Below are 23,240 nucleotides of genomic sequence, written 5' to 3'. Positions count from 1 at the left end.
TCCTAAATGAGATCCTGGGCAGACACCCGGGACAAGTCAGCGAGAAGCGTGGCGCGGATCTGCTGTAGAACCTGGTCCCCTGACTGCTCGCGGTTCACGAACTGGTGGTCTCCAGCGACTACATGGAATTCAGTGCCGGCAGATCCCAACTGGGTCCATGCGCGCGAGTCATCCAGCGAGACGCCGTAATCGTCCACCCCGTGGAAGATCGACATAGGTACGTCGAGAGACTCCCCAGGCATCGGCTGGTAGCGGTCGATGAGGCAGCAGGCCGCCAGGAGCTGTGGGAGCGTTGCCTTTGTCTCAGCCTCCGTGTAATTCCACGTCTTCACATAGGCAGCCACCACCGAGGCGACTCGCTGGGGGGCGGCGGCGATTTCTTCGAAAGTCGGGATTCGATCGAAGCCCTCCTTCAGCAACTCGTTACGCACCTTGGTGGTGGCCGTATTGGGTCGACTCGGTGCAGTGAATCCCGACACGAACGTACGGATCACGTCCAGGCTGCCAGTCTGCTTGAGTCGAACTGCTAGGCGATAGGAGTAGAGCGATCCCCAGCTGTGCCCGTATGTAGCGACAGGAAGGTCTGCCAGAGGCTCCGCTATCACTGTTTCAATGGTCTTGCTGATCTCATCAATCAAGACCGGCGGCCGTTCCCGCAAGCGTGTCCCATCGATCCCCGGCAACATGACGCCCACCACTTGGATCTCAGGTCCAAGGATGTCCTGCCACTCGTCGAACATGTCCGCGCTGCGGTATCCGTTCGGGAAGCACAGCAAGCGCACCCGAGCTTCAGTTGGCGCGGGTTCAAATCCCCTCAGCCACGTCCCTGTGGACAAATCTGTCGATTCCTCACCACGAGTCTCCTGGGGGTTGCGCTGCATCGCCTGGGCTACGTCATGAGCGAGAGCGGCAAGATTCTCGGCCTCTAACAAATCGGTGAAGGTCAGCGGGCTGCCCGTGCGATCCGCCACTTGTGTGTAGAGATCCATTCCCGTCATGGAATCGAGCCCGAAATCCCGCATGGGCGTCGAAGCCAGAACCTCCTCAGGCCCCAAACTGAGAATGTCGGTGAGCAGCTCAATCAGCAAATTCAGAATCAGATCGACCTTGCCAGTCTGCGACGCACGTTGGAAGCGTGCCAACAGAAGTTGGTCGGGCCCCAAAGAAGTCTCACGTCGCGCACCAGCGAGCATCGCCAACTTCTCTTCGTCGAATGCCTTCAATCTCACCAGCCCCACGCGCAGCTGCACACTGCCAACCTGATCGGTAATGGAGAACGTCGCCGAGATGCTCTGCAGATCGTCACTCACTCCCGTCACGTCCACGACTCCCATACGTGGTGAGTTGACGTCCGCGGTGCTGGGGCCAGACCAGAGAGTTACTTCTTCGAGCCGCTGCACCATGTATTTCTGCTCTCGCGGTGTGGAATCCATCGAGAAGCGGTTGCACGCCTGGGCGCAGGCATCCACGAAGCCCGGGTGGAAACCCATTGTGTAGAAGGGCCTACGCGGTGTTCCGGCCGCCACCTCCAGACGTAGGACACCAGCGGATTCTCCCGACCATGCCTGCTCCACGGCGCGCACAGCCGGCCCAAAGTAGAATCCCCGTTCGAGTTCTAGCGCCGAGTAGAACTGCTCCTGTGTCATGGCAGCCATACGTTCCCGATAGGCACCGAGGGGTTCTTGCGGTGCATCACCATGCACCGCCCCGAGCTCACCGCGGGCAACCAGCGACCAATCCGTCTCTGAGGCCAATCGAGCATGGATGGCGAATGCGCCCTCCGTCACTGCGGCGGGCAAGGAAATCAACACCTCGATCGGAGTGTCTGGGGGCACTATGATGGCCTTAAGTAGATCCATCCAGCGAATCGAAAACGCCGTCTCAACCGGGAGAACGGGCGCCACAGCCCGCGCCAGCATCTCCACGAAGTAGCCCAGGTGGACGGCCCCCGAATTGTCCGCTGCCTCGGCAAAATTCTCCGCCGACAACGTGTGCAGGATCTTCAAATCTTGACCCGGAAAGTCGAGGCGAGCACCGTCGAGGCCGAAGTCACGTGGTGCGAGTAACGTCTGCTGATGAGACGTGGACCCAGCGAACCAGTAGTGTGAGCGCTCAAAAGGATACAGCGGCAATTCCAGCCCGCGATCTAGTGGGACCGTCATCTGTGGCCATGCCAAGAAGGCCCCAAGCGCCTCTGCTTGCGCCATCAGACGGGACATAGTGATCTGCCCATCGAGATCGGCCGTCAGCAGTAACACCATGTCGTCGCGCTGCTCGCCCGAGGGTCGCGTTCCATTCAGCACCATGAACCGATAACCGGACTCGTAGGCGGCATCCAACGGTGGTTGCGCCTCGCAAGCCTGGACGTCGGCCAACATCGCCGCCCAGGTCTGCTCGGCGCCATGCACTGCTGTTGCATCGGACCAAGCCAGATACCCCACTCGAGGATCATGTGCGATCACGGGAGCCGGCTCAGTGCCTACGTCGAGTGCCGACACCACGGCTGCCACATCGGCTAGCGACGCCACGCCGCAGAGAACAGCGGCGGCCAGAGCGCCAGCCCCACTGCCGCTCACAAGATCGGGACGAATCGACACTTCTCGTAGGAGCATACCTACGGCGTAGTGGTGACAGAATTCCGTCGCGAACGTGCCATGGGAGGTTAGTTCAGCCTCGGCAGCCGCCCAGCCTGACCGATAGCCCTGCCACCGAAGCCAGTCATCTCGCTGCTCCTTTGCGACCGTCGTGTCGCGGCCCAGTGCAAGGAAGAAGCGCGGGGGAATCTGGTGATCGGTGTGGGCAAGGAAGGCACGCCCATGGGCCAAGGTCTGATACAGATGACGCTTAGCAGCGTAACGATCCCGGCCATGGCTAGTGCCGAGGATCTCCACACCTGCGGCATAGAGGTCTTCCTGCCCATCAGCCCAAGCCAGCACCTCATCCAAAGCCTCGACAGCGTCGGCGACGTCACAGGGAAGGAGCACCAAACGGTGCTCAAAGTGAGCTCGACCACGACTGGTCTGATCACATACAGCCTGAAGGTCGACGTCCGGGTGGGCAGAGAGGAAGTCACGGTAGGTTCTGGCCAAGACCAGCAACGCCGTCTCGGTCTTGGCGCTCAGGGTGAGCACCGGGGAACTGCCCCTGTCCTTCTCTCGTTCGCCCTGCTCAGGAGCCTGCTCAACCAACACATGCGCGTTGGTGCCGCTGAAACCAAAGGAGCTAACGCCAGCGATCCTCGTCCCTTGTTGCAGCTGCCGCCAGGGCTCAGTCTCTTGGGGGAAACGGATGTGATCTCCGAGGCGGATACGCGGGTTCACCTCTGCGAGGCCCGCCACCGGCACCATCTGCGCATGTTGCAACTGCAGCACGGCTTTCACCAACCCGGCCATTCCCGACGCGCATTCCAGGTGTCCCACATTTCCCTTGGCAGCGCCCAGATAAAGGGGCGTACTGCGATCCCCATAGACAGCCCGAATGGCATCCACTTCAATCGGGTCACCAAGAGGCGTCCCGGTCCCGTGAGTCTCGATGAGATCCACCTCGGTGGCGGCCACCTGAGCGCACTCCAGCGCGCGCTGCAATACGTCTCTCTGAGCGTGAGCGTTCGGAACAGTCAGACCGCTACTTTCACCGTCATTATTGACAGCTGCACCTCGCAAGACAGCCCAGATCCGGTCGTTGTCTTCGAGCGCCGAAGAAAGACGCTTGAGAACGAGGACTCCACAACCCTCACCGCGTCCATACCCATCAGCATCGGCAGAGAAGGGCTTGCTGAGACCGTCCGGTGCCAGTGCGTTCATTGCGCACAGGCTGCTCATCACCGCAGGCGCGAGCATGAGGCTGCTGCCGGCTGCGAGGGCAACCTCGCACTCAGATTGACGCAAGGCATCCATCGCAAGTTTGACGGCAACCAGTGAGGATGAGCATGCGGTATCGATAGCGACCGCTGGCCCGTTAAACCCGTAGAAATAGGAAAGTCGGCCTGCTGCTACGCTGGAGATCACACCCGTCGACACGTACTGGTTAACTTCTGAGACCGAGTCAATGAGACTGCCGTACTCCGCATTGCTGGAGATTCCCAGATATACACCCGTACGGCTGCCAAGCAGGCTGGTCGGATCGATGCCGGCATCTTCCAAAGCATGCCAGCTGGTCTCCAGCAGCAGTCGGTGCTGGGGATCTGTGGAGCGGCATTCCACCGGGGGCATCTTGAAAAATCTGGCATCAAACTCAGCGACATCTTGTGCCAGGAAGTGGGCCTCACGAATGTAGCTGCGCCCTGGCTTGCCTGGCGGCGGCGCATAGAAGGCATCCGCGTCCCAGCGTTCGCGCGGAACGGAAGTCACTGTGGTGCGCCCGGAGCGCAGCAGATCCCAGTAGCGCTGAGGGCTCTCCGCGCCTCCGGGAAAGCGGCACCCCATGCCAACGATGGCGATCGGCTTAGCCTGGTGCACGTCCCGCGCTGCGTCCAATTCGGCGCGGAGCTCCCGGATCGTCACGATCGATTGCTTGAGCAGTTCCTTGGTGTCGAGGCTCATGCTTGTCCCAGTTCCTTCGTTGCCGCGTCCATTTCGCGACATAGCAATTCGGCCAAATCGTCTTCTTCAAGATCATCGAGCGCGATATCTTCTGTCTCGCTCGCAACCACCGCAAGATCATCTGAGTGAGCTTCCGCGGCATGGATTGAGGTCGCAAAGACCTCGCTAAGTTTGTTGAGATCGCCCTTGGTGACAATGACATGAGGCTCGTCACTACTCAGCGCCATCGACAAGCCTGTCCAGGCATCGTCTGGACCAAGCGGCTCAATCCCCATGCGGCTTCGCATCCAGGTCTTAACGCCATCGCTAGCAGGCATACCGCCTACCCCGTCCCAGAAGGACCACGCGATAGAGAGCCACTTTCCGGCCCGTTCTTCAGCTGCTTGAGACATCGCATGATCTAGGAATGCATTCGCATAGCAGTAGTCGCTTTGACCAAAGTTGCCCAGCACACTGGCCACAGAACTGAACGCCACAAACATCTCTAGGGGTTGGTCGACCGTCGCCTCCAACAGGGCTCTCGTACCAGCCACCTTGGGCGCGAGAACCGCAGCAGCTTCCTCGGGCGTCTTGTGTGCCAGCGCAGAGTCTCGGGTCACGCCAGCGGCGTGGATGACGCCATGAATTACCCCATAGCGCTGTGTCACAGCTTCAACACAGCGAGACATGGCACCAGCATCACTGATATCGAAGCTCACATATTCAGCATGGCCAGCCCTGTCCTCGATCTCAGACACGAGTTTGTCTGTCTCCGGCGAGGAGGGACGACGGCCCAGTAGGATCACGGTCGCTTGGTATCGGCTGGCCAGCTCCTTGGCGAATAGTGACCCCAAACCGCCTGCGCCACCCGTGACGAGGTAAGTGCCTCGCTCGCGCAAGGGCAATTCATCGATGTGTGGCTGGACCGATGTGAACCTTCGCACCTCGCGTTCTGGACGACGACGAACGATCGTGTCCACAACTTCTTGCCGCAACTCATCCAGAATCGCCTGTGCCACAGCTGGCCACGGCCACGATGGATGGCTGATCTCCAGCGTGCTCACGCTGGGCGCACCCGCTTCCAACCGCACTGCGTTCGCTAGGCCGCTGAGCGCGTTGACGGCAGCCGGGGCAGGGGCCTTTCGTGCTGTCTTGAACCCAAGCACCACCCTTCGAGGTGACTGGCCCTCACCCTGCTGGAACGCTTGGCACAGGGCGAGGACCGCGTAGAAACTGCTCTCGACCTGTTCCTCAATGGGCGCGCGCGCCTGATTCCACCAATACACAGCATGGTCGATCGGCTCGCCGATCTCCTCAATCACCCAGCGCAGGTCATCAACCTCGCCTGCACGCACCACAAAGTGATTCTCGGACTCTCGTGCCTTCTCTTCACCAAACGTGACATGCACGATCTGCTGCGGTCGCTGATCCTCTTCAAGGTTGGCAAAAGCCTCTGCCACCTTGCCATCAACGTCCATTAGCAGCACGCGGTCAGGGACGTTTCCGCGACTCCCCGACAGTTCCTGAGCCTGCCAGTCCGGGCTAATCATCGCAAGGGGTCCCGCAGTGATTGCCGCATCGACATCGCCCGCCCGCGTGCTCACTGCGTCATCCCCAGTTACCGTCAACTGCTCGAGCAGATACTCCGTGAGGCGATTCACCGTGGGAAAGTTAAAGAACATCTGCGGATCAAGCTCACGTCCAGCCTCCGTCTCAAGGGCGTTGACTAGGTCCATCGAAGTAATGGAGTCTAGGCCGAGGTCAAAGAACCCCCTGTCCCCATCGATGATCTCCGGCTGCTCGTATCCCAAGTGAGCCGCAATCAATGAGCGGACCGTGCTCTCAACCTCATCATGTCGCTCGTTGTCCGTCGCATGGGCAAGTCGTTCCAACAAGGTCGTGTCTCGCTCGCGTCGAGCTGGATCGAGCGGAGCCTGCGGATCGTCGACCGCACTATAGAGCCAATGCTCATCACGTGCGAAGGAGTATCCCTTCAGTGCCGTGGTGCGGCCAGTCTGCCACCCACTGCCCCAAAGCACGGTACCCGCCACCCAATCACCGGCCACGGAGTCGAGTTCTCCGTCAGTGGGGCGATCCCGGAGAACGCCCACCGCATCCACCTGCGGAGTACTCGCGTGCAATCCGGACATCGACCCATCTAAGAAGAAGCGGAGTTGTTCACGTGCCTCCCGCAGGTCGCCAGCCACGAGCGCTAGTCGCTGGTTGAGGGCAGGCCGCGCCAACCGCAGGGTTGTTGCCACATCGGCGAGCGAGAGTTCCTCGTTTTCGAGAGTCTCCGCCACGAAGGCCTCGATCTGACGACGGAGAGCAGTGGGATTGGTGGCAGAGAAGACGAGCAGTTCCGCGCCAGTCCTGGGGGCGACATCGGGCTGAGCGGTTGCCTCTTCCACCACAACATGGGCGTTCGCTCCTCCTGCACCGAAGGAACTAATCGCGGCTCGACGCGGCACTGTCATGCCGTCGATGACGGGGCATTCCCAAGGCTCAATTGAGTCGGGCAGGCGGAACGGGGTCTGCTCAAGGCCGAGCAACGGGTTCACTCGCGTCGAGTTAGTGCAGTGTGGATAAATCTTCCTATCGCGTAGTTGTAGCAGCACCTTGATCATTTGGGCGATACCCGCTGCTGCCTCGGCGTGACCGATGTTGCCCTTGATGGAACTCATGGCCATTGTGCCTTGTGGCACGTCTGCAAACACTCGACCAAGTGCCTCTACCTCGACGGGGTCGCCCAAGTCCGTACCTGTTCCATGCGCCTCGATCAAGGACACCGAACGCGGGTCGACGTCGCCGTCGGCCAGCGCAGCACCAACGAGGGCCGCCTGCGCTTCAATGCTTGGCACGGTGTAACCGCGCATGCGACCGCCATGATTCACTGCAGTCCCCCGGATTACCGCGTAGATGCGGTCACCGTCTCGCTCAGCATCCTCAAGTCGCTTGAGCAAAACTGTTCCGACGCCATCGGCCGGAACATACCCATTCCCACCGTCACCAAAGCTGTGGCAGTGGCCGTCATCTGACACGAATCCAAACGAATCCAAAGTGAGCATCTTCGCCGGGTGCAGCAGAAGGTTGGCACCTCCTGCGAGCGCAGCGTCCACACGTCCAACCCGCAAGTCTGCACACGCAGCGTGCAGCGCAGTGAGAGACGACGAACAGGCAGTATCCATCGCGACGCTGGGGCCATGAAGATCAAGGTGATAAGAGATGCGGTTTGCCGACGAATAGTGCTGTGAATCGAGCGGTAAGAGCACTCCCCGGCCCATGTCCTGCGCGCCGAACAGCGCATAGTCTTTGAAAGAGACACCCATATACACGCCAGTCTGTGGAGTGAGTTGGTGCTGGCCAGTCTGAGCCATGGCAGGCGGAACATAACCAGCGTCGCTCACACAGTGCCACGCACACTCCAGCAGAACACGTTCTTGGGGATCCAGATAGGCCGCGGTGCTAGGAGAAATACCGAAGAACTCGGCATCGAAGCACCTCTCGTCGCTAATGAATCCTCCCCACCGCACCTGATGATCCGGGTAGCGGGTCCAGTCCCAGCGATGTGCGGGAACCTCACTGATCAGATCGTCGCCAGCGATCAGCCGACGAGCCAATGCGTCAACATCTGAGGCACCGGGGAACCTTCCAGCCATGCCGATGACAGCAATATCTCCTTGGCTCGTCACCGTTCTAGCAGCGACTTCGCAGCGAGACTGCTGAGTACTTGATGGGACTTCGGGGGCTCCGTCTGGGTAGAGCCGCTGGATCGCTTGGACCACGTCCCCCACGGTCTCCGCCTCGAACATGAGAGACACAGGAATCCCTGGCAAGACCTCTTCCAACGCTGTAAGGAGCTGGCGGACGCGGATGGAATCGACGCCATAGCCCTCCAGCGTGCCGCTGCTCGTCAGACGTTCACGTGGGATGGCGAGCACGGTGCTGAAGACATCCAGCACGATTTCGGACACATCCGCTCGATGGACCGGCTTTGTCACCACCGGCGCCTCGCTGGCTTCCGAAGCCGAACCAGATTTCGCCAGCGGCTCACCCGCCCCCACAGGAATCAGCCAGCACGAGCCCTCCCTAAATGGATAGAGCGGAAGACTGGCGCGCGTGGGGCGCGAATGCTGCCACGCGACTTCCCAATCGACATTGACACCGGCAACCCACAACCGAGCAACGTCTTCCCACCGATGATGGGCTAGCGCGTCGGCGGCAAAGGAGGTCGTGAAGTCGGCGCCAAGCATGAAGGAAAGGGACGCGGCGTCGGCCGGCTTCGTCAAAACAGACGGATGAGACTCCCCCTGTGCCACACAATCCAGAGCAGTGGAAAGTTCTTCGAGCGACGAGACGACCAGTGCAAGGCGGCACGCAAAAGCTTGACGGCCGCACTGTGAGGTCATTGCAATCGCGGCGAGAGAAGGCAAGGACGAGGAAATCCGCGAAGCCGATTCGCTCTCGACGTCACCGACGGTACGTGCGTCGGCAGGCAGCGAAGACAATCCCACCAACGACAGTGCGCGATGCAGTCCCACCTGGTCCAAACCCAGGGAATCGAGCGGGTCGCTCGCCTCAACAGTTCCCACAGGCAATCCCAGGATCGTGTCGAGTGCGTGAGCGAATCTCCAGGGTGCGCTCTCGCTAGAGCCATGCAACCACCGTCGCCAACTCTCGACGACAGCCGCTAAGCGATCCTCGTCTGGAGCCGAGAGCACCACCACGTGGGATCCAGCTTCATCAACGTCAACGAGACGCTCTGCAGGTGCCGAGGCCACAATGACATGCGCGTTGGAGCCACCCGCACCAAAGGCACTGATCCCCGCCACACGCGGGCGCTCTCCACTGTTTGGCCACGCAACAGCCTCTTGAGAAATCTTGAAACCGGCTTCCGCGAGATCGAGATGTGGGTTCAGCTGGGCAGAGTGGAGCGACGGGGCGATGGTGTCATGCTCGAGCTGAAGGACCACCTTGGTCAACGCCGCGATACCCGCCGCCGACTCTGCATGGCCGATGGAAGACTTGACAGACCCTATCCAGACCGGTGCCGACGGAGCCGGCGAAAGCGCATTCTGGAGACCAATGACCTCGATCGGGTCACCAAGCGCCGTGCCTGTACCGTGCGCCTCGATGTAGCTAATGCTGGCTCGGTCCACCCCAGAGCGTCGCAAGGCCTCAGCGATGACGTCGCCCTCCGCGGCCGGGCTTGGAACCGTGAAACCATTCGTCCGTCCTGCTGCATTCAGGGCAGAGCCCTTGATGACCGCATGGATGTGATCGCCGTCAGTTAGCGCCGCTTCCAAAGGCTTCACTAGCACGGCCCCGACTCCCTCGGCCGGGACATATCCGTCGCCCCCAGCTCCAAAGGAGCGGCAGCGCCCATCGCTGGAAAGGAAACCTGCCTGCGACAGAGTGACGAACTTCGACGGGTGAGGCATCACATTGACGCCGCCCACGATGGCAGCGCGGCATCCCCCGTCGGCCAGACTCTGCAACGCCATGTGAAGAGCGCTCAGCGAGGAGGAACACATCGTGTCGACGGCAATACTCGGGCCGCGGAGGCCCAGGGTCCACGAGACCCGATTAGCGATCGACGAGAAGGAAGCTCCACCACGCACGCCAGCAGCATCGGAGAGCAGCTGATAGTGGCTGAACATCGCACCAACAAAGACACCAATGCGTTCGCCTCGGAGAGCATCCGGTCGGTAGCCAGCCTCTTCGACAGCATGCCAAGCAGTCTGTAAGAAGAGGCGTTCTTGGGGATCCATGTAATTTGCTTCAGCGGGCGAAATCCCAAAGAAGAGGGGATCAAAGCTATCGATCTTGTCTAGGAATCCACCCCAGCGAGCGGATGTAGTCCCAGGCCGACGGCCGTTTGGATCGAAGATCGCGTCATGGTCCCACCGAGAAGCCGGGACTTCAGTGATCGCGTCAACGCCGTCACGCAGGTTGCGCCAAAACACCTCCAAATCCGGCGCCTTGGGGTAGCGACCAGCCATGCCCACAATGGCGATGTCGCCTGTTGCGGGCGACGAGGAATGCGACGCACGCCCGCTCAAGGCGGCACCACGGGCAGCCAGTAACCTCCACTTCGCCGGGATCGCCTCATCTCGGTGCTCGGGGATCGCGCGAGTTGTCCGAGAGCGGGATTCCGGCCTCGGCTCCTGATCGTCGGTTGTGACCCCATTACGTTGAGCTAGACGAGCGGCAAGTTCGCGAACATTCTCGTGCTCAAAGAACAATGTCTTAGGAAGCCGGCCGAAACGCTTCTCTAGCTCCGCTGTCATCGACAGCGCGAGGATCGACTCCACGCCCATCTGCTGGAACGTCGTGGACGCCGTGCAGTCTTCTGCGTCGAGCTTGGTGAAGTGACGCACGATCTCAAGGACAAACCCTTCGATCTCTTGCAGCGACGTCGCGGCTGGGACGCCATCGTCAGGATCGGATGTATCCGCAAGGTCCGCCTCTGCTGCTCCTGTCACGGCGAGAACCCCACCATGGCCGCCGAGACTCCTCGCGCAGGCTGCGGCTGCCTGCTCACACGAGATACCGTTGGCCAGCGCCGTCGATGACACGTGCTCCACCAGATCGGTACCCCGTAATGCCGGCAGAGCGACGGAAACATAACGGGGACCGCCCTCTGTAGAGCAGGTCGCTCGCTCCTCCATCATGGCATCGAGGAATGCATTCGCGAAGGCGTAATCGGACTGCCCGACATTGGCAAATGTCCCTGCTAGCGAGGAGATCGTCATGAAGAACGCCAAGGAGTCATCCCGCGTCGCCTCCGCTAAGGCATGGAACCCTGCCACTTTGGGGGCAGCGACGGCCACCGCCGCGTCAACACTCTTCATCCGCGCGAAACTGTCATCTACCAAGCCTGCGCTGTGAATAACGCCGCGGATCCGAACCTCCTGGCGCAGGCCATCGCACAGGGCTGCGACTGCCGTGGTATCGGTGATATCGCACTGGGCGTACCTGACTCGTTCCCTCTCCCGAGAGAGAGTGCTCAGTGCACGCTGGACCTTGGACGCCGTCTCAGCGTGGCGACCGACCATGATCACCTGAGCATCGCTCCGCTGCAGGAGTTGCGCCGACAAAGTGAGGCCTAGTTCTCCTGCGCCACCACTGATGATGACAGCCTCCTGGGATCCGAGTGACGGCCAATCCCCTTTCGGGAGGTCGGTCGGCTCGATCGCCAGCACCAACCGCTCGCTCGATGTGAGCCGCACCCACTCCTCATCTTGCGACAACTCAGCCACGAGCCGAAGTGGTTGCGGCTCCAGGGAGGATCGCTCAAACACGACCGTGCGCAGACGGTAATCGGGGTCTTCTTCAGTCACCACGCGGCAGAAAGCAGCCATCGCCTTGGCGCATGCGGAGGCCTGTTCCCCAGTCTGCTCAATCAACCACATGATCTTGATCGGAGTGGCGGAACCGTGCTTCATCACGGCATGGAGTAATTCCAGTTGCATCGCGAGCAGCCGCAGGGGATCCGTCACATCGTCAACCAGAGCCACCACAACATCGGTCTCGCTGAGATTGACCAGTTGGTGTTCCACGGCCACGGTCGAGCCCGCATGAGCAGGCGACGCAGTTTCCAGAGCCGACAAAATCCGCGCCGTGTCTTGCGATCCGGGATCTGCTACCACCAGAACACGGGGCAGGCTCTCAGAAGGCGACGTCGGAGCAGCAACCTCACTGGTGCGAAAACAGCGAACAGTCTGATCAAACATGAGACGTCTCCTTCACCTCTCTCAGCGCGAGCCCATCGACTCGCACCAGCACATCGCCCGACTCGTTTGCCAGAGCAACGTCAGCAACAAATGCGGTGCTGGACGTGACACGCCTGCGCACGTGGGCATATATCTGGGCAGGAAGATCCATAGCGGCGAACCGCACGGAATCAGCCGCAAAAGGCAACCACAGACCGGGCTCGCGCCCCAGAAGGACACAACACTCAAATGCGGCATTGAGCATCGCTGCTAATGAAGGATGCCCATCGCCAGCCGTCGATCCGATAACCGCCAGCACCTCATCACTCGCGGCGCTACACGCCACCAGTTGCCGATACGACTGACCATGAGTGAGACCGAGCGCCTCAAGTCGACTGATCACAGCGTCGGCCGGTGCTGGGCTCCCACAGCGACGTCGCAAAGCATCAAGATCGATGCGTTCCAAAGAAGGCGATTCATCATCTAGGTCAGCAATTGCCGACGCTGCCACCGTCGCCCCAAAGCGCACGTCAACAGCGAGGCCGTCTACCTCCGGAACCAGAGATGTCTGCAATGTCACCGGTTCCGCCAAACTCACCAACGATGACCACGCCACATGAGTGAACCGCGTAACAGGGGCCTCGAGACCAAGCCCTGTTGCTACCGCCATCAGTTCAAGAGAGGCCGCACCCGCAAGCACTGGGACACCTTGGACACGATGGTCAGCGACAACCGGTGTGTCGGGTCCGAAGTCACTCTCGTAACACTGGGTGAACATCGAGGACACATTGCGATGAACGAGGGCATGAACTGGCACAAGCGTGACTTCCTGTGCCGCTTGCACCTGTGTCCACGGCTCAGGACGCCAATGCCGACGACGCGCGAACGGGTAACCAGGAAGTGAGATTCGCCGACGCTGCGGATCAAATTGCCACGCAACTGACTCGCCAGCCAACCACGCCTGGCCTTCCAAGGAGACGGGCTGAGATGACGAGGTCGATCCCCTTGACACGGAGGCGAGAGCGCACTCCAGCTCCTGCTGGTCGTGTGCAACGAGCAAGACACGGTGTTCCAAAGGCATCCGTCCCACTTGATAGGTGTAAGCCACGTCGGCAAGTTCAGTCGAAGTCAGTTGCTTGCCTCGCAACCACTCCTGCAATTGCCGGGCAATAGCAGCCAGATCGCCCGGGCGACAAGCCGATAGAGGCAGCTCGACGACGTCACAGTTTGGAGAATACTCCTCTTGGACAACCGGGGCTGAGGTCAAAATCACATGAGCATTGGATCCGCCCGCGCCAAAAGCAGAGACACCTGCCACCCGACGGCGGTTCGACGGCCAAGGACGGAGCTCGCGCACCACCTCCATGCCCACAGACTCCCACTCAATGTCTGGGTTGAGTTCGTCTGCATGGATGCTGGGGACGAGAGTCTCGTGCTGCATCTGGAGTAGCACCTTGGTCACCGAAGCCATACCAGCCGCGCTCTCACAGTGACCGATGTTCGACTTCACCGAACCCACGAGGCAGGGCTGGGAACGCTCCGCGCCGAGCGCGCGGAATAGAGCATCGATTTCCAGCGGATCGCCCAACCTGGTGCCCGTTCCATGAGCCTCGACGTAGTCCACATCGGCGCCGCTCAACCCTGCCTGAAGCAACGCCTCATTCACAACATGGGCTTGTGCCGCGGGTCGAGGAACCGTGAATCCATTGCTCCGACCGCCATGCCCCAGTGAGGTAGCCGCAACCACCCCATAAACGTGATCGCCATCAGCAAGGGCTTGGGCAAGCGGCTTGACGACGAGGACTCCAACGCCTTCTGACGGCACATACCCTGCAGCATCGGCAGAGAAAGCCTTACAACGACCGTGAGGACTCGTGAAACCGCTGGCTCTGAGCAAGCGGAACTTGTTGGGATGCACCGACAAATTGACGCCGCCCACCAGAGCCACCTCACAATCCCCGCGTCGCAGCGCTTGACACGCCACATGCAGGGCAGTGAGTGAAGACGAACACATGCTGTCCACCGTCATGCTGGGGCCACCGAAACCGTAGGTGTACGAGATGCGGTTGGAGAGGGCGGCAGGCACACCATTCAGCGCATAGCCGTTCGAGCCCATTTGTGACTGGGCACCGTACAACTGATATTCGGAGTACATCGCCCCGACATAGACCCCTACTGCCAACGAACCGTCAGCCTGACGTCCAGCCAGGTTGTCCGGGCGATGACCAGAATCCTCGATTGCATGATGGGCGCACTCAAGCAAGATCCGCTCCTGAGGATCCATCACCTCGGCTTCGGAGGGTGCTACTGCAAAGAAGCGATCGTCGAAGCAATCCGCATCCTCCAACATCCCCGCCCAGCCGAGACCGAAATCATCCGGGTACACGGGAGCGCCCCACTGCTGCCAACGCGAAGATGGGATGCGGTCAATGCTATCGCGACCGTGCCACAGGTTGTCCCAGAATTCAGCCACATTGGAGGCCTTCGGATAACGCCCAGCCATGCCTACAATCGCAAATTGCTCAGGGCTAGTGGATTCTCCGGTCTGGCGGCTGTCCGTCGCCTCTACGACGACTCCTGAGGCGACGGTCACCGCGGACACTTCCATAGGAGTGGAGGACGTGTCTGGCTGGATTGCGGCGCTACCTACCAGGGAGGCGCTCCCTTCGGGATGAGAAACCATGAGATGCTGCGCAAGCTCTCGCAGGGATCGGCTGTCGAAGAAGACGCTCTTTGACACCCGCCCCATCGTGGGGCGGAGCCGCTCAGCGAAATCGATAATCACGACCGAGTCCACACCGTAGGCTTCCAACGGCTCATCAAGATCGAGACGGCGGCGATCCACGCGAATAAGGTCAGCCAGGATGTCGCGTAACTTCTCCGCCAGGTCATCGCTGCTGATGCTGTCGCGAGCACCCATCACTAGTTGCTCGTTTGCTACCCCTTGATTGCCCGACTCAGTTTCCTGTGGATCGTCGCCGTTGCGACGAGCTCGTGCAACGAATGACCGAATCCGAGTTGGATCGCCGATCAGGGGCAGAACCCGAGCGGGGCTCTGAAGACGAAGGGCATGGAAAAGGTCGAGCGCAGTCTCTGTTGGCAGCGGAACTAACCCTGTTTGCGCTGTCATACGGGCCGCTGCTGCTGGCGCCAATCCCATGCCTGCATGAGCCCAGAGCGGCCAGCCAACAGACACCGAATGACCGCGCGCCTCTCCCCGCCGAACAGCTGCTGCCCGCCACAAGGCGAAGGAGTCTTCGAAACCATTCGCGGCTGCGTAGTCTGCCTGCCCCGGGTTTGCGATGCTGGCAGCCAGCGAGGAGCACAACATGAAACTGCGGAGCGGCTGATCTGCGACGGCGTCGTGGAGCGCAAGCGTGCCCAGCACCTTGGGCGCCAATACTTTCTGTATCGTTTCCTCGGACTTAGCAGCGTGAAGACCGTCGTGTACCACGCCCGCAGCATGGATGACATCGGTGACCGCGCCATGTTCGGCGCTCACGCGGACGACGAGGGCACGCACGGCAGCCGCATCGGTGATGTCAACGGACTCGTAGGTACAGACAACACCACCCCCAGTGAGTCGGCCGGTGAACTCTTCAATGTCAGGAGAAGAATTGCGCCGTCCGAGCAGGATTAACCGGACGATAGAGCCGTGGCGACGCGCACGGAACGCGAGATCCTCAGCGATGAGCCGTCCAACTCCGCCCGCGCCCCCAGAGATAAGCCACACGCCATCAACGGCCACATCAGGGGCTACCGGGCGTACGAACTCGCTCAGCGATTCCACCTCCCGGGCGTGCTCTGTCCGCCGCACCACCTGATCTGGTCTCTGGACACGGGCCTCCTCTCGCGACCAGGCTGCGATCACGGCCGGATCGGTTGCAGGCGGGCACAACATCAGCTGCGCGTCGAAACCCTCTTCAGCAGCAACTGTCCGCAAGAGCGGGAACAGCCCTGCCAACATGGAGTCCTCGCTCACCACCAATTGAACGAGCGTGTCGCCGTTTCTGCCGTCCGCTTCACGCAACACCCGAGTAACCTGCGTTGCCGCAGTCATGAACTCGGTATCGCGAGCGCTTCCCGTATAAAGGAGTGTGGCATCTACCTCGGGGGTCTCATAACACAATTCTTCATATGTCGTGAACAGGATTCGGTGGGGCGGGTTGTCGGTGCCACTGTGATCGGGCATCGAGACCGATTGCCAGGTTGGAACGAGCAGCACCACTTCAGGCCGCTCCACCGCATCAACTGCATGGAACCGGACACCGAGCATGTTCACCAAGATCTCACCCTGATCGTTACACACCGCGATATCCACGCCGCTCTCGTCAGTCGGCGTGTTGGCCGCTGCTGTCGAGACCACTGTGACGGAGTCAGGCAGTGTGTCGGCCAAGATCTCCACTCGCTGGATCGCGAACGGAAGTTTCTGACCCGCGCAGCCATCTTCTGACTGCTGGAGGAAAGCCCACGTAGATTGCAGCGCGCCGTCGATCATGGCAGGGTCCAAGAGGGTTCCCTCGAGCACCACGTTGCGACGGACCGTAGCTACAGATTCGGTGGCATTAACCTGAACTGAGCGAACAGTCCGCAGGGTCGCCCCGTACTCCAAGCCAGCCTCAACTAGGGCACTATACAGTTCCTCGACGGGGATCGTCCGGCGTTCCCCCGGACTCAAGACCGCCGCGCAGACCGCTCGGTTGTTGTGCAGCTCCGGCTCGACCATCGCGTCGCAGTATTCGACCTCGTTTTGATCGTGTGCGCTCGTGATGCGGATATGTGCGCGATCCCCCCTAGGCTCCACATGGATAGTGAGATCGGTGGCTTCTGCCGCAGGGCAAGGTCGGCTAAACACTATTCCTGACAGCGTGACCGGTTGAGAGAAGGACAGGCAACCTGCAGCGTGCAGCATTTCGATCATGACTGCACCAGGCAAGATCGCAGTCCCAGAAACCAGATGATCGCGCAATAGCGGCTCACGCGGGTCGAGGTGCGTCCGGAAAGCCACCCCTTCGAGGGTGGAACAGTTCTCGTGGACCAGAGGATGCAATCCCGCGCTCGCCTCCTTCGGCGGGGTCACCCAACATGTCTCGCGAGAAAATGGATAGCCGGGCAGACTGACGCGGCGCGGACGATCGCCCTGCCACATCGCGGACCAGTCAATCGCCAACCCTTCCACCCATCGACGCGCAATCTGGTGAAGATCGCCCTCAGCCAGGAGAGCCAGCGCTTCATCAGGAGCCGACGGATCGCGCTCCAGAGAGGACTGGGCGCGGGCAGCCCGACCTGTCATCACTTGTGAGGGCATTCCGGAACGGAAAGCGACGAGTTGCGAGACGGCATCGGCTAGGTCGGCTGTGACGATGGCGCAGCGCTGGGGGAGGGCCTCTCGTCCGGTCTGGAGGGTAAACGCCACATCACTGAGGCGCAGATCCGGAGTCTTCTGGGCAGCGTTGACGAACTCGTCGATTACGTTCTCAAGCCGCTCCTCATCGCGAGCAGACAGGACCACCACCATCGGGTGGGCTGGTTCTCCACCACGCGGAGTTCCCTCTGGCGCTTCTTCGACCACGAGGTGAGCGTTTGCGCCGCCCGCACCAAAGCTACTAATGCCAGCACGGAGCGGCATCGGGGCATCCCAGGGCTTTTCCGAACGAACGACCTCCACGTGTGCCTGTTCAAAGTCGATGTACGAGTTCAACGGGTCAGCGTGCAGGGAAGGGACGAGCGTACGATGGCGCATCTGCAGCAACACTTTGACCAAGCTCGCCACACCCGCGGCAGATTCACAATGGCCGATATTGCTCTTCACAGAACCGACCAAACACGGCTGCGCCAAATGGGAGGGGCCGAAGACCTCCGCAAGCCCTCGGACCTCGATCGGATCTCCTAGCTCCGTGCCCGTGCCATGTGCCTCCACGTATGAGACAGTGCCGGGATCAACATGACCGTCGGCGAGAGCCGCTCGTATCACATCAGCTTGCGCAGCAGTGCTGGGAACAGTGAAACCGCCGGCATGACCACCCGCGTTGATAGCGCTCCCGCGGATGACTCCCCAAATATGGTCACCATCGTCGATCGCCGATGCGAGGGGCTTGAGAAGAAAAGCTCCCACACCCTCACCTGGCACATAGCCAGTTCCACCCTGGCCAAAGGCACGGCACCGACCGTCCAGCGAAGCAAACTTGCCCTGTGACAACAGCACCAACTTGTCAGGATGGATGGTCAGATTCACCCCGCCAGCGAGTGCAAGATCTGACTCACCCGAACGGATGCTGTTGATCGCCAGGTGAAGCGCCGTCAGTGACGATGAACACATCGTGTCGAGAGCGATCGTCGGGCCGTGCAAATCCAGGGCATGGGAAACTCGATTCGCGATCGCGGCAAAGGACGACGGCACAGGCACGCTGTGACCATCGATGGATCCGCGAAGCAGGCCATAGTGGCCATACATCACGCCGACGAAGACACCCACCTTCTCTCGAGAGAGCGCTTTACGGGTATATCCGGCGTCCTCACACGCGTGCCAACATTCCTGGAGGAAGAGGCGTGCCTGGGGATCCATAAAGTCCGCCTCAGCCGGTGAAATACCGAAGAACAAAGGGTCAAACTTGTCGACGTCGTTGATGAATCCGCCCCAGCGTGCCGGGGTCTTGCCAGGCTCACCGGGCTTTCCCGTGTAGCGGCGATGATCCCACCGTCCGGAGGGGATCTCAGTGATGCAGTCCCGGCCCTGACGCAGGCTGTTCCAGAACTCATCCAGCGAATCACCGCCCGGGAAGCGACCGCTCATGCCGATGATGGCGATATCGCGTGTCTGGGGACCCACCTGTCCTTCGTCGATTCGATCAGAGCAGCGAACCGGTGTCACGGCGCTGACAGCGGGGCCAGCAAGCGGGATGTTCGCGGCGACACTCTCTTCCAACTCGCCGCACACGGCCGGATACTTCGTGGCCAGGGTATAGGCCAACTCTTCGATCGTGACGTGCTCAAAGAACAGAGTCTTGGGAAGAGACCCAAAACGCGTCTCCAGCTTCCTGGTGACCGTCATGATGACGATGGAATCCAGCCCTAGATCCTCGAAAGAGTCGTCCAGGCGCACCCTCTCTTCGGGGGTGCCGGTACCCTCACAAATCGCCTCGCGTATCATCTGGGCGGCCGCAACGGCGAGGGCATGCCCCTGAACGGCAACGGTCTGTTCCAAAGCCGAGGGCTGATCTTGGCCGGAGATAAGCGCTTTCCGCATTCCTCCGGCAGAGCCCACCCCACACGCAATCGCAGGTTGCCCCGTCGCAATGAGGGACGGAAAGAGACCGACGCCGATAGCACGGGGCAGCGGGATCATGCCCAGATCGCGCTTCAGCGCAGCGATGGCCTCATCGCTGATCCGCATTCCGCCGTCGGCCCAATACGGCCACGCGATGCTGACCGACTGGCCATGACGCTCGCCAGCTCTCCGCAACTTCTCACGGTGGTGTACCGCACCGTCGACGTAAGCGTTCGCCGCGCAATAGGCAGCCTGCCCAGGGTTACCGATCCAGGCCGACAGCGAAGAGCAGACGGTGAAGTGGCGCAGCGGTTCGTCTGCGAGAATCTCATCGAGCACCTCGAAACCCACAGCCTTGGGCCCCCACACCGCTGAAAGCTGCTCGGCCGTTATCCCACGCAGCATCGAGTCTGAAAGCACGGCTGCCGCGTGGTAGACGGCATCAAGCGCACCCCACCGCTCATGGATCTCGGCGACGGCGCAAGACACGTCCTCTCGCGACGTCACGTCTCCTCGTAGATAGAGGACGCGATCGGGCGCGGCACTCGCCCACGACGGCAACTGCGCGGGCTCTCCTGAACGCGAGAGAATCGCCGCACGACCGCCAGCCTCAACGACTGCTGCAGCGATCAGCGCACCGACTCCGCTCGAGCCGCCAACCACCAGTGCGGTCTCGGCTCCCCACTCGCTCTCCGGGATCTCAGACTCTGCAAACTCGGCCACCTGTCGGAGGCCGTCGCGCACGCACACCTGGATGTCGTCGGCCGCAATCTCCGCCGCGACAGCCGCGGGAGCTTCATCGAGATTCGTCACGGAGAGCAGCGTCGTCTTCATCGACGTCTCAAGTCGCACAGTCTTGAGATAACCCGAAACGGCGGCGGCAGTCGCACTCGTACCACCGCTGGTGTCCACGACAATGAGGCGACGCGTGGCCTCGCGATCAGCCAGAAGCGACATGAGGGTGGTGTGACACAGCCCGACGGTTTCCAAAGCGTCGCTGGCGTTCTCTTCTCGTGTCGGCAGTACCCAGCACGCTCCGTCACAATCAGTGGGGGTTCCGAGGTCTACTGCTCCGGTCCACAACGCTGAGTCGAAGTCTTGATTGAGAAGAGCCACGCGAGTTCGGGTAGACGCGAAGAGCGGCCGGTCTCGCCACGTCATGACGAATGCCATCTTGTCGAAGTCACGCCCGTCTAAGGCCGCGAACGTAAGGCCTTGGGTCGCCAACAGGAGTTCGCCACCCTCACCGATGATGTCGACGTTGAAACTGGCGCTGTCCTGAGAAGAGCGGGCGACATACACGCGACGGGCCCGATCCGGGCTTCCCCACACGTCGATGCGATCGGCTGTCAGAGGCACATAGGAGTGATCTACCGGTAGGAGCGGCCCCACCGCCTGCCATGCCGAATCCAGGATGCCGGCCCAGTCCGCCTCGCCTGTGACAGCCAGGTTTCCTATCGCAGCGTCGTCAGTCACACGAACATCGCGAAGCAACCCGAACCTGGGCCCATATTCCACTCCTGGCGCAACTCCTCTTAACGCTGGGACAGAGAATGTGTTCTCAGCGGGCACAAGGGATTGGAACGGCTCGCGCCACGATGTCCTCCTCGCACTCACACAAGTGCCGTCATCAGTAGCGATCGTCAGCGCCCCGGCTCCATCCTGAGTGAGACGCAATGTCAGCGGCTGACCGGAACTCGTGAGGGGATGTGACCACACGATGTCCGAGAGCGCAGTGTGCTTACCCTGCTGCGCAAGCCATTGCCACAGCAACTCCGCCGACGCAGCGCCTGGCAACACACCGACACCGTTGATGCGATGCTCCCGCAAGCGCCAATCGTCTGTCTCGAGGCGGATCACATGCGTCGTCTCCGCCGGTCCCCCACGGTGCTTGCCACCAGGCTCAAACCACAGGGGCACTTGTTCAAAGGGGTAGGGGGGGAGGGAGACGGTCCGACCCTCTTGAGTTTGCTCGAACCTGTCCCACGCAAGAGTTTGTCCATCCACCCACGCTGAGGCCAGCTCACCAAGCGTGGAAGTCTCACTGCTATCATCGCGACGAGCACGCGTCGCACGGCCTCGATGCCACCCGGAAGAATCGCCAACGGCGAATCCGTGCAAGAGTCGGATGGCATCCTGACGATCCGAGGCAACCGTTGCAGCGCGCTCCGGCAGCGCATCCCGTCCTCGCTGCAAGGTAAGGGCCACGTCGCGAAGGTCTAAAGAGGCGTCGCGCTCCAACGCCTCAGCGAGAACCCTTGCCATCTCGCGCAGCTGGCTCTCTTGATGAGCCGACAAGACCAGCAGTGCGGAATCCGCCATTGGCTCTCGCCTTATTGACTTCGGCACATATTCCTCTACCACTGCGTGCGCATTAGTGCCGCTAAAACCGAAAGAACTCACAGCGGCACGGCGCGGCCCGTCTGAAAGCCATGGACGCCGCTCGGTGCCCACGACAAATGGCGACTGAGCAAAATCAAAATGATGGTTCAGCGTGCCGGCGTGCAGCGTCGGCACAAATTCGCCATGCTGCATGCACAAGACGATCTTCTGCAGCGACGCCATGCCCGCTGCAGCCGATGTGTGCCCCACATTGGACTTTACAGAGCCGATGGTGCAGAACCCAGTGTCTGACGTCCACGTGCGGAAAGCTCCAGCAAGAGCTTCCAGCTCGATCGGATCACCGAGCACCGTGCCGGTGCCGTGCATTTCCGCATAGGTGATGCCCCGTGGATCAATCTGACCCCGTTCGTAAATTTCCTGCACGAGCGCTCGCTGGGATGCCAGATTCGGCGCAGTGATCCCGTTGGTGCGCCCATCCTGATTGATCCCGCTACCAAGGATGACTGCATGAATGTGGTCTCCATCAGCCTCGGCGTCTGCAAGGCGCCGCAAGACGACGGCACCAGCTCCTTCACCCGGAACAAAACCGTCGGCATCGTCTGAGAAAGCACGGCAGGCACCCGTCGGCGAGAGCATGCCTGCCGCCGCCATATCAGCGAGTCCGTCAACCGAGAGGTACGTGGCCGCCCCGCCGACCACAGCCATGTCGATCTCCCCAGCCCGTAAAGCAGCTACTGCAAGGTGGAGTGCCACCAGTGACGACGAGCAAGCTGTGTCGAGTGTGAGCGCCGGGCCCTTGAGATCATAAAAGTAGGAAACACGGCCTGCCGCGATCGCATTGCTGGAACTCGTGACAGTAGCCCCAGTGGAGCCCTCTCGATCAGCCAAGATCAGATAGTCACCGTTGGCTAGCCCCAGATACACGCCACAGCGCCTGCCCGAGACTCGAGCTCGGGAATACCCTGCGTCTTGAAGCGCCCGAGCGCCTTCTTGCATGAAGAGGCGATGCTGGGGATCAATCGCTCTGGCCTCGGCATACGGCACCTGGAAGTAGGCCGGATCAAAAGCATCAACATCATCGAGATAGCCGATGCGCGGTGTGGCCACCTCATCTACACTCGCGCCAGCAAAGCGCGCGGGCAAGGCGCGTACCCCATCACGCCCGTTGGCGATGAGATCCCAATACTCCTCCAGATTGGCGGCGCTCGCATAGCGCCCAGACATGCCGATGATGGCAATGCTGTCCGACCGCGTCACGGAGTTAACAGATGTCTCATACTCTTCCTGCTGAGTAGGGACGGAATCGAGTTGCTGCAGCAGCAGGCGCGCCTGCTGCGGATCGATTCGATGCTCACGCAACGCTGCGAGAACGTCAGCTCGAGAGGTGAGGTTCAT

3 protein-coding genes are annotated in these 23,240 nt (G+C 60.9%); all 3 read right to left on the bottom strand.

What is annotated here, in order from left to right; translation table 11 throughout:
* Positions 1-2 precede the first annotated feature (2 nt).
* The 3 genes from AC6I1W_RS05820 to AC6I1W_RS05810 are packed head-to-tail and all read right to left on the bottom strand — an operon-like array spanning position 3 to position 23,240.
* On the bottom strand, positions 3-4,541 hold the full coding sequence (locus AC6I1W_RS05820) for a beta-ketoacyl synthase N-terminal-like domain-containing protein (protein ID WP_171048588.1): 4,539 nt from the start codon (positions 4,539-4,541) through the stop codon (positions 3-5).
* Positions 4,538-12,256: an SDR family NAD(P)-dependent oxidoreductase gene (locus AC6I1W_RS05815; RefSeq protein ID WP_117189357.1), complete on the bottom strand. Its 7,719-nt coding sequence runs from the start codon at positions 12,254-12,256 to the stop codon at positions 4,538-4,540. Before AC6I1W_RS05815 ends, AC6I1W_RS05820 begins: the two co-directional genes overlap by 4 nt.
* Positions 12,249-23,240, bottom strand: coding sequence for an SDR family NAD(P)-dependent oxidoreductase (locus tag AC6I1W_RS05810; protein WP_493537004.1), 10,992 nt, complete (start codon positions 23,238-23,240; stop codon positions 12,249-12,251). Before AC6I1W_RS05810 ends, AC6I1W_RS05815 begins: the two co-directional genes overlap by 8 nt.

The organism is Cutibacterium sp. KB22876 (assembly GCF_059728865.1).
This window is presented reverse-complemented; position numbering and strand designations above follow the sequence as displayed.

Excerpts from the sequence above, each read along its gene's own strand:
- AC6I1W_RS05810 (WP_493537004.1), bottom strand. The coding sequence starts at position 23,240 with ATGAACCTCACCTCTCGAGCTGACGTTCTCGCAGCGTTGCGTGAGCAT.
- AC6I1W_RS05820 (WP_171048588.1), bottom strand. The coding sequence starts at position 4,541 with ATGAGCCTCGACACCAAGGAACTGCTCAAGCAATCGATCGTGACGATC.
- AC6I1W_RS05815 (WP_117189357.1), bottom strand. The coding sequence starts at position 12,256 with ATGTTTGATCAGACTGTTCGCTGTTTTCGCACCAGTGAGGTTGCTGCT.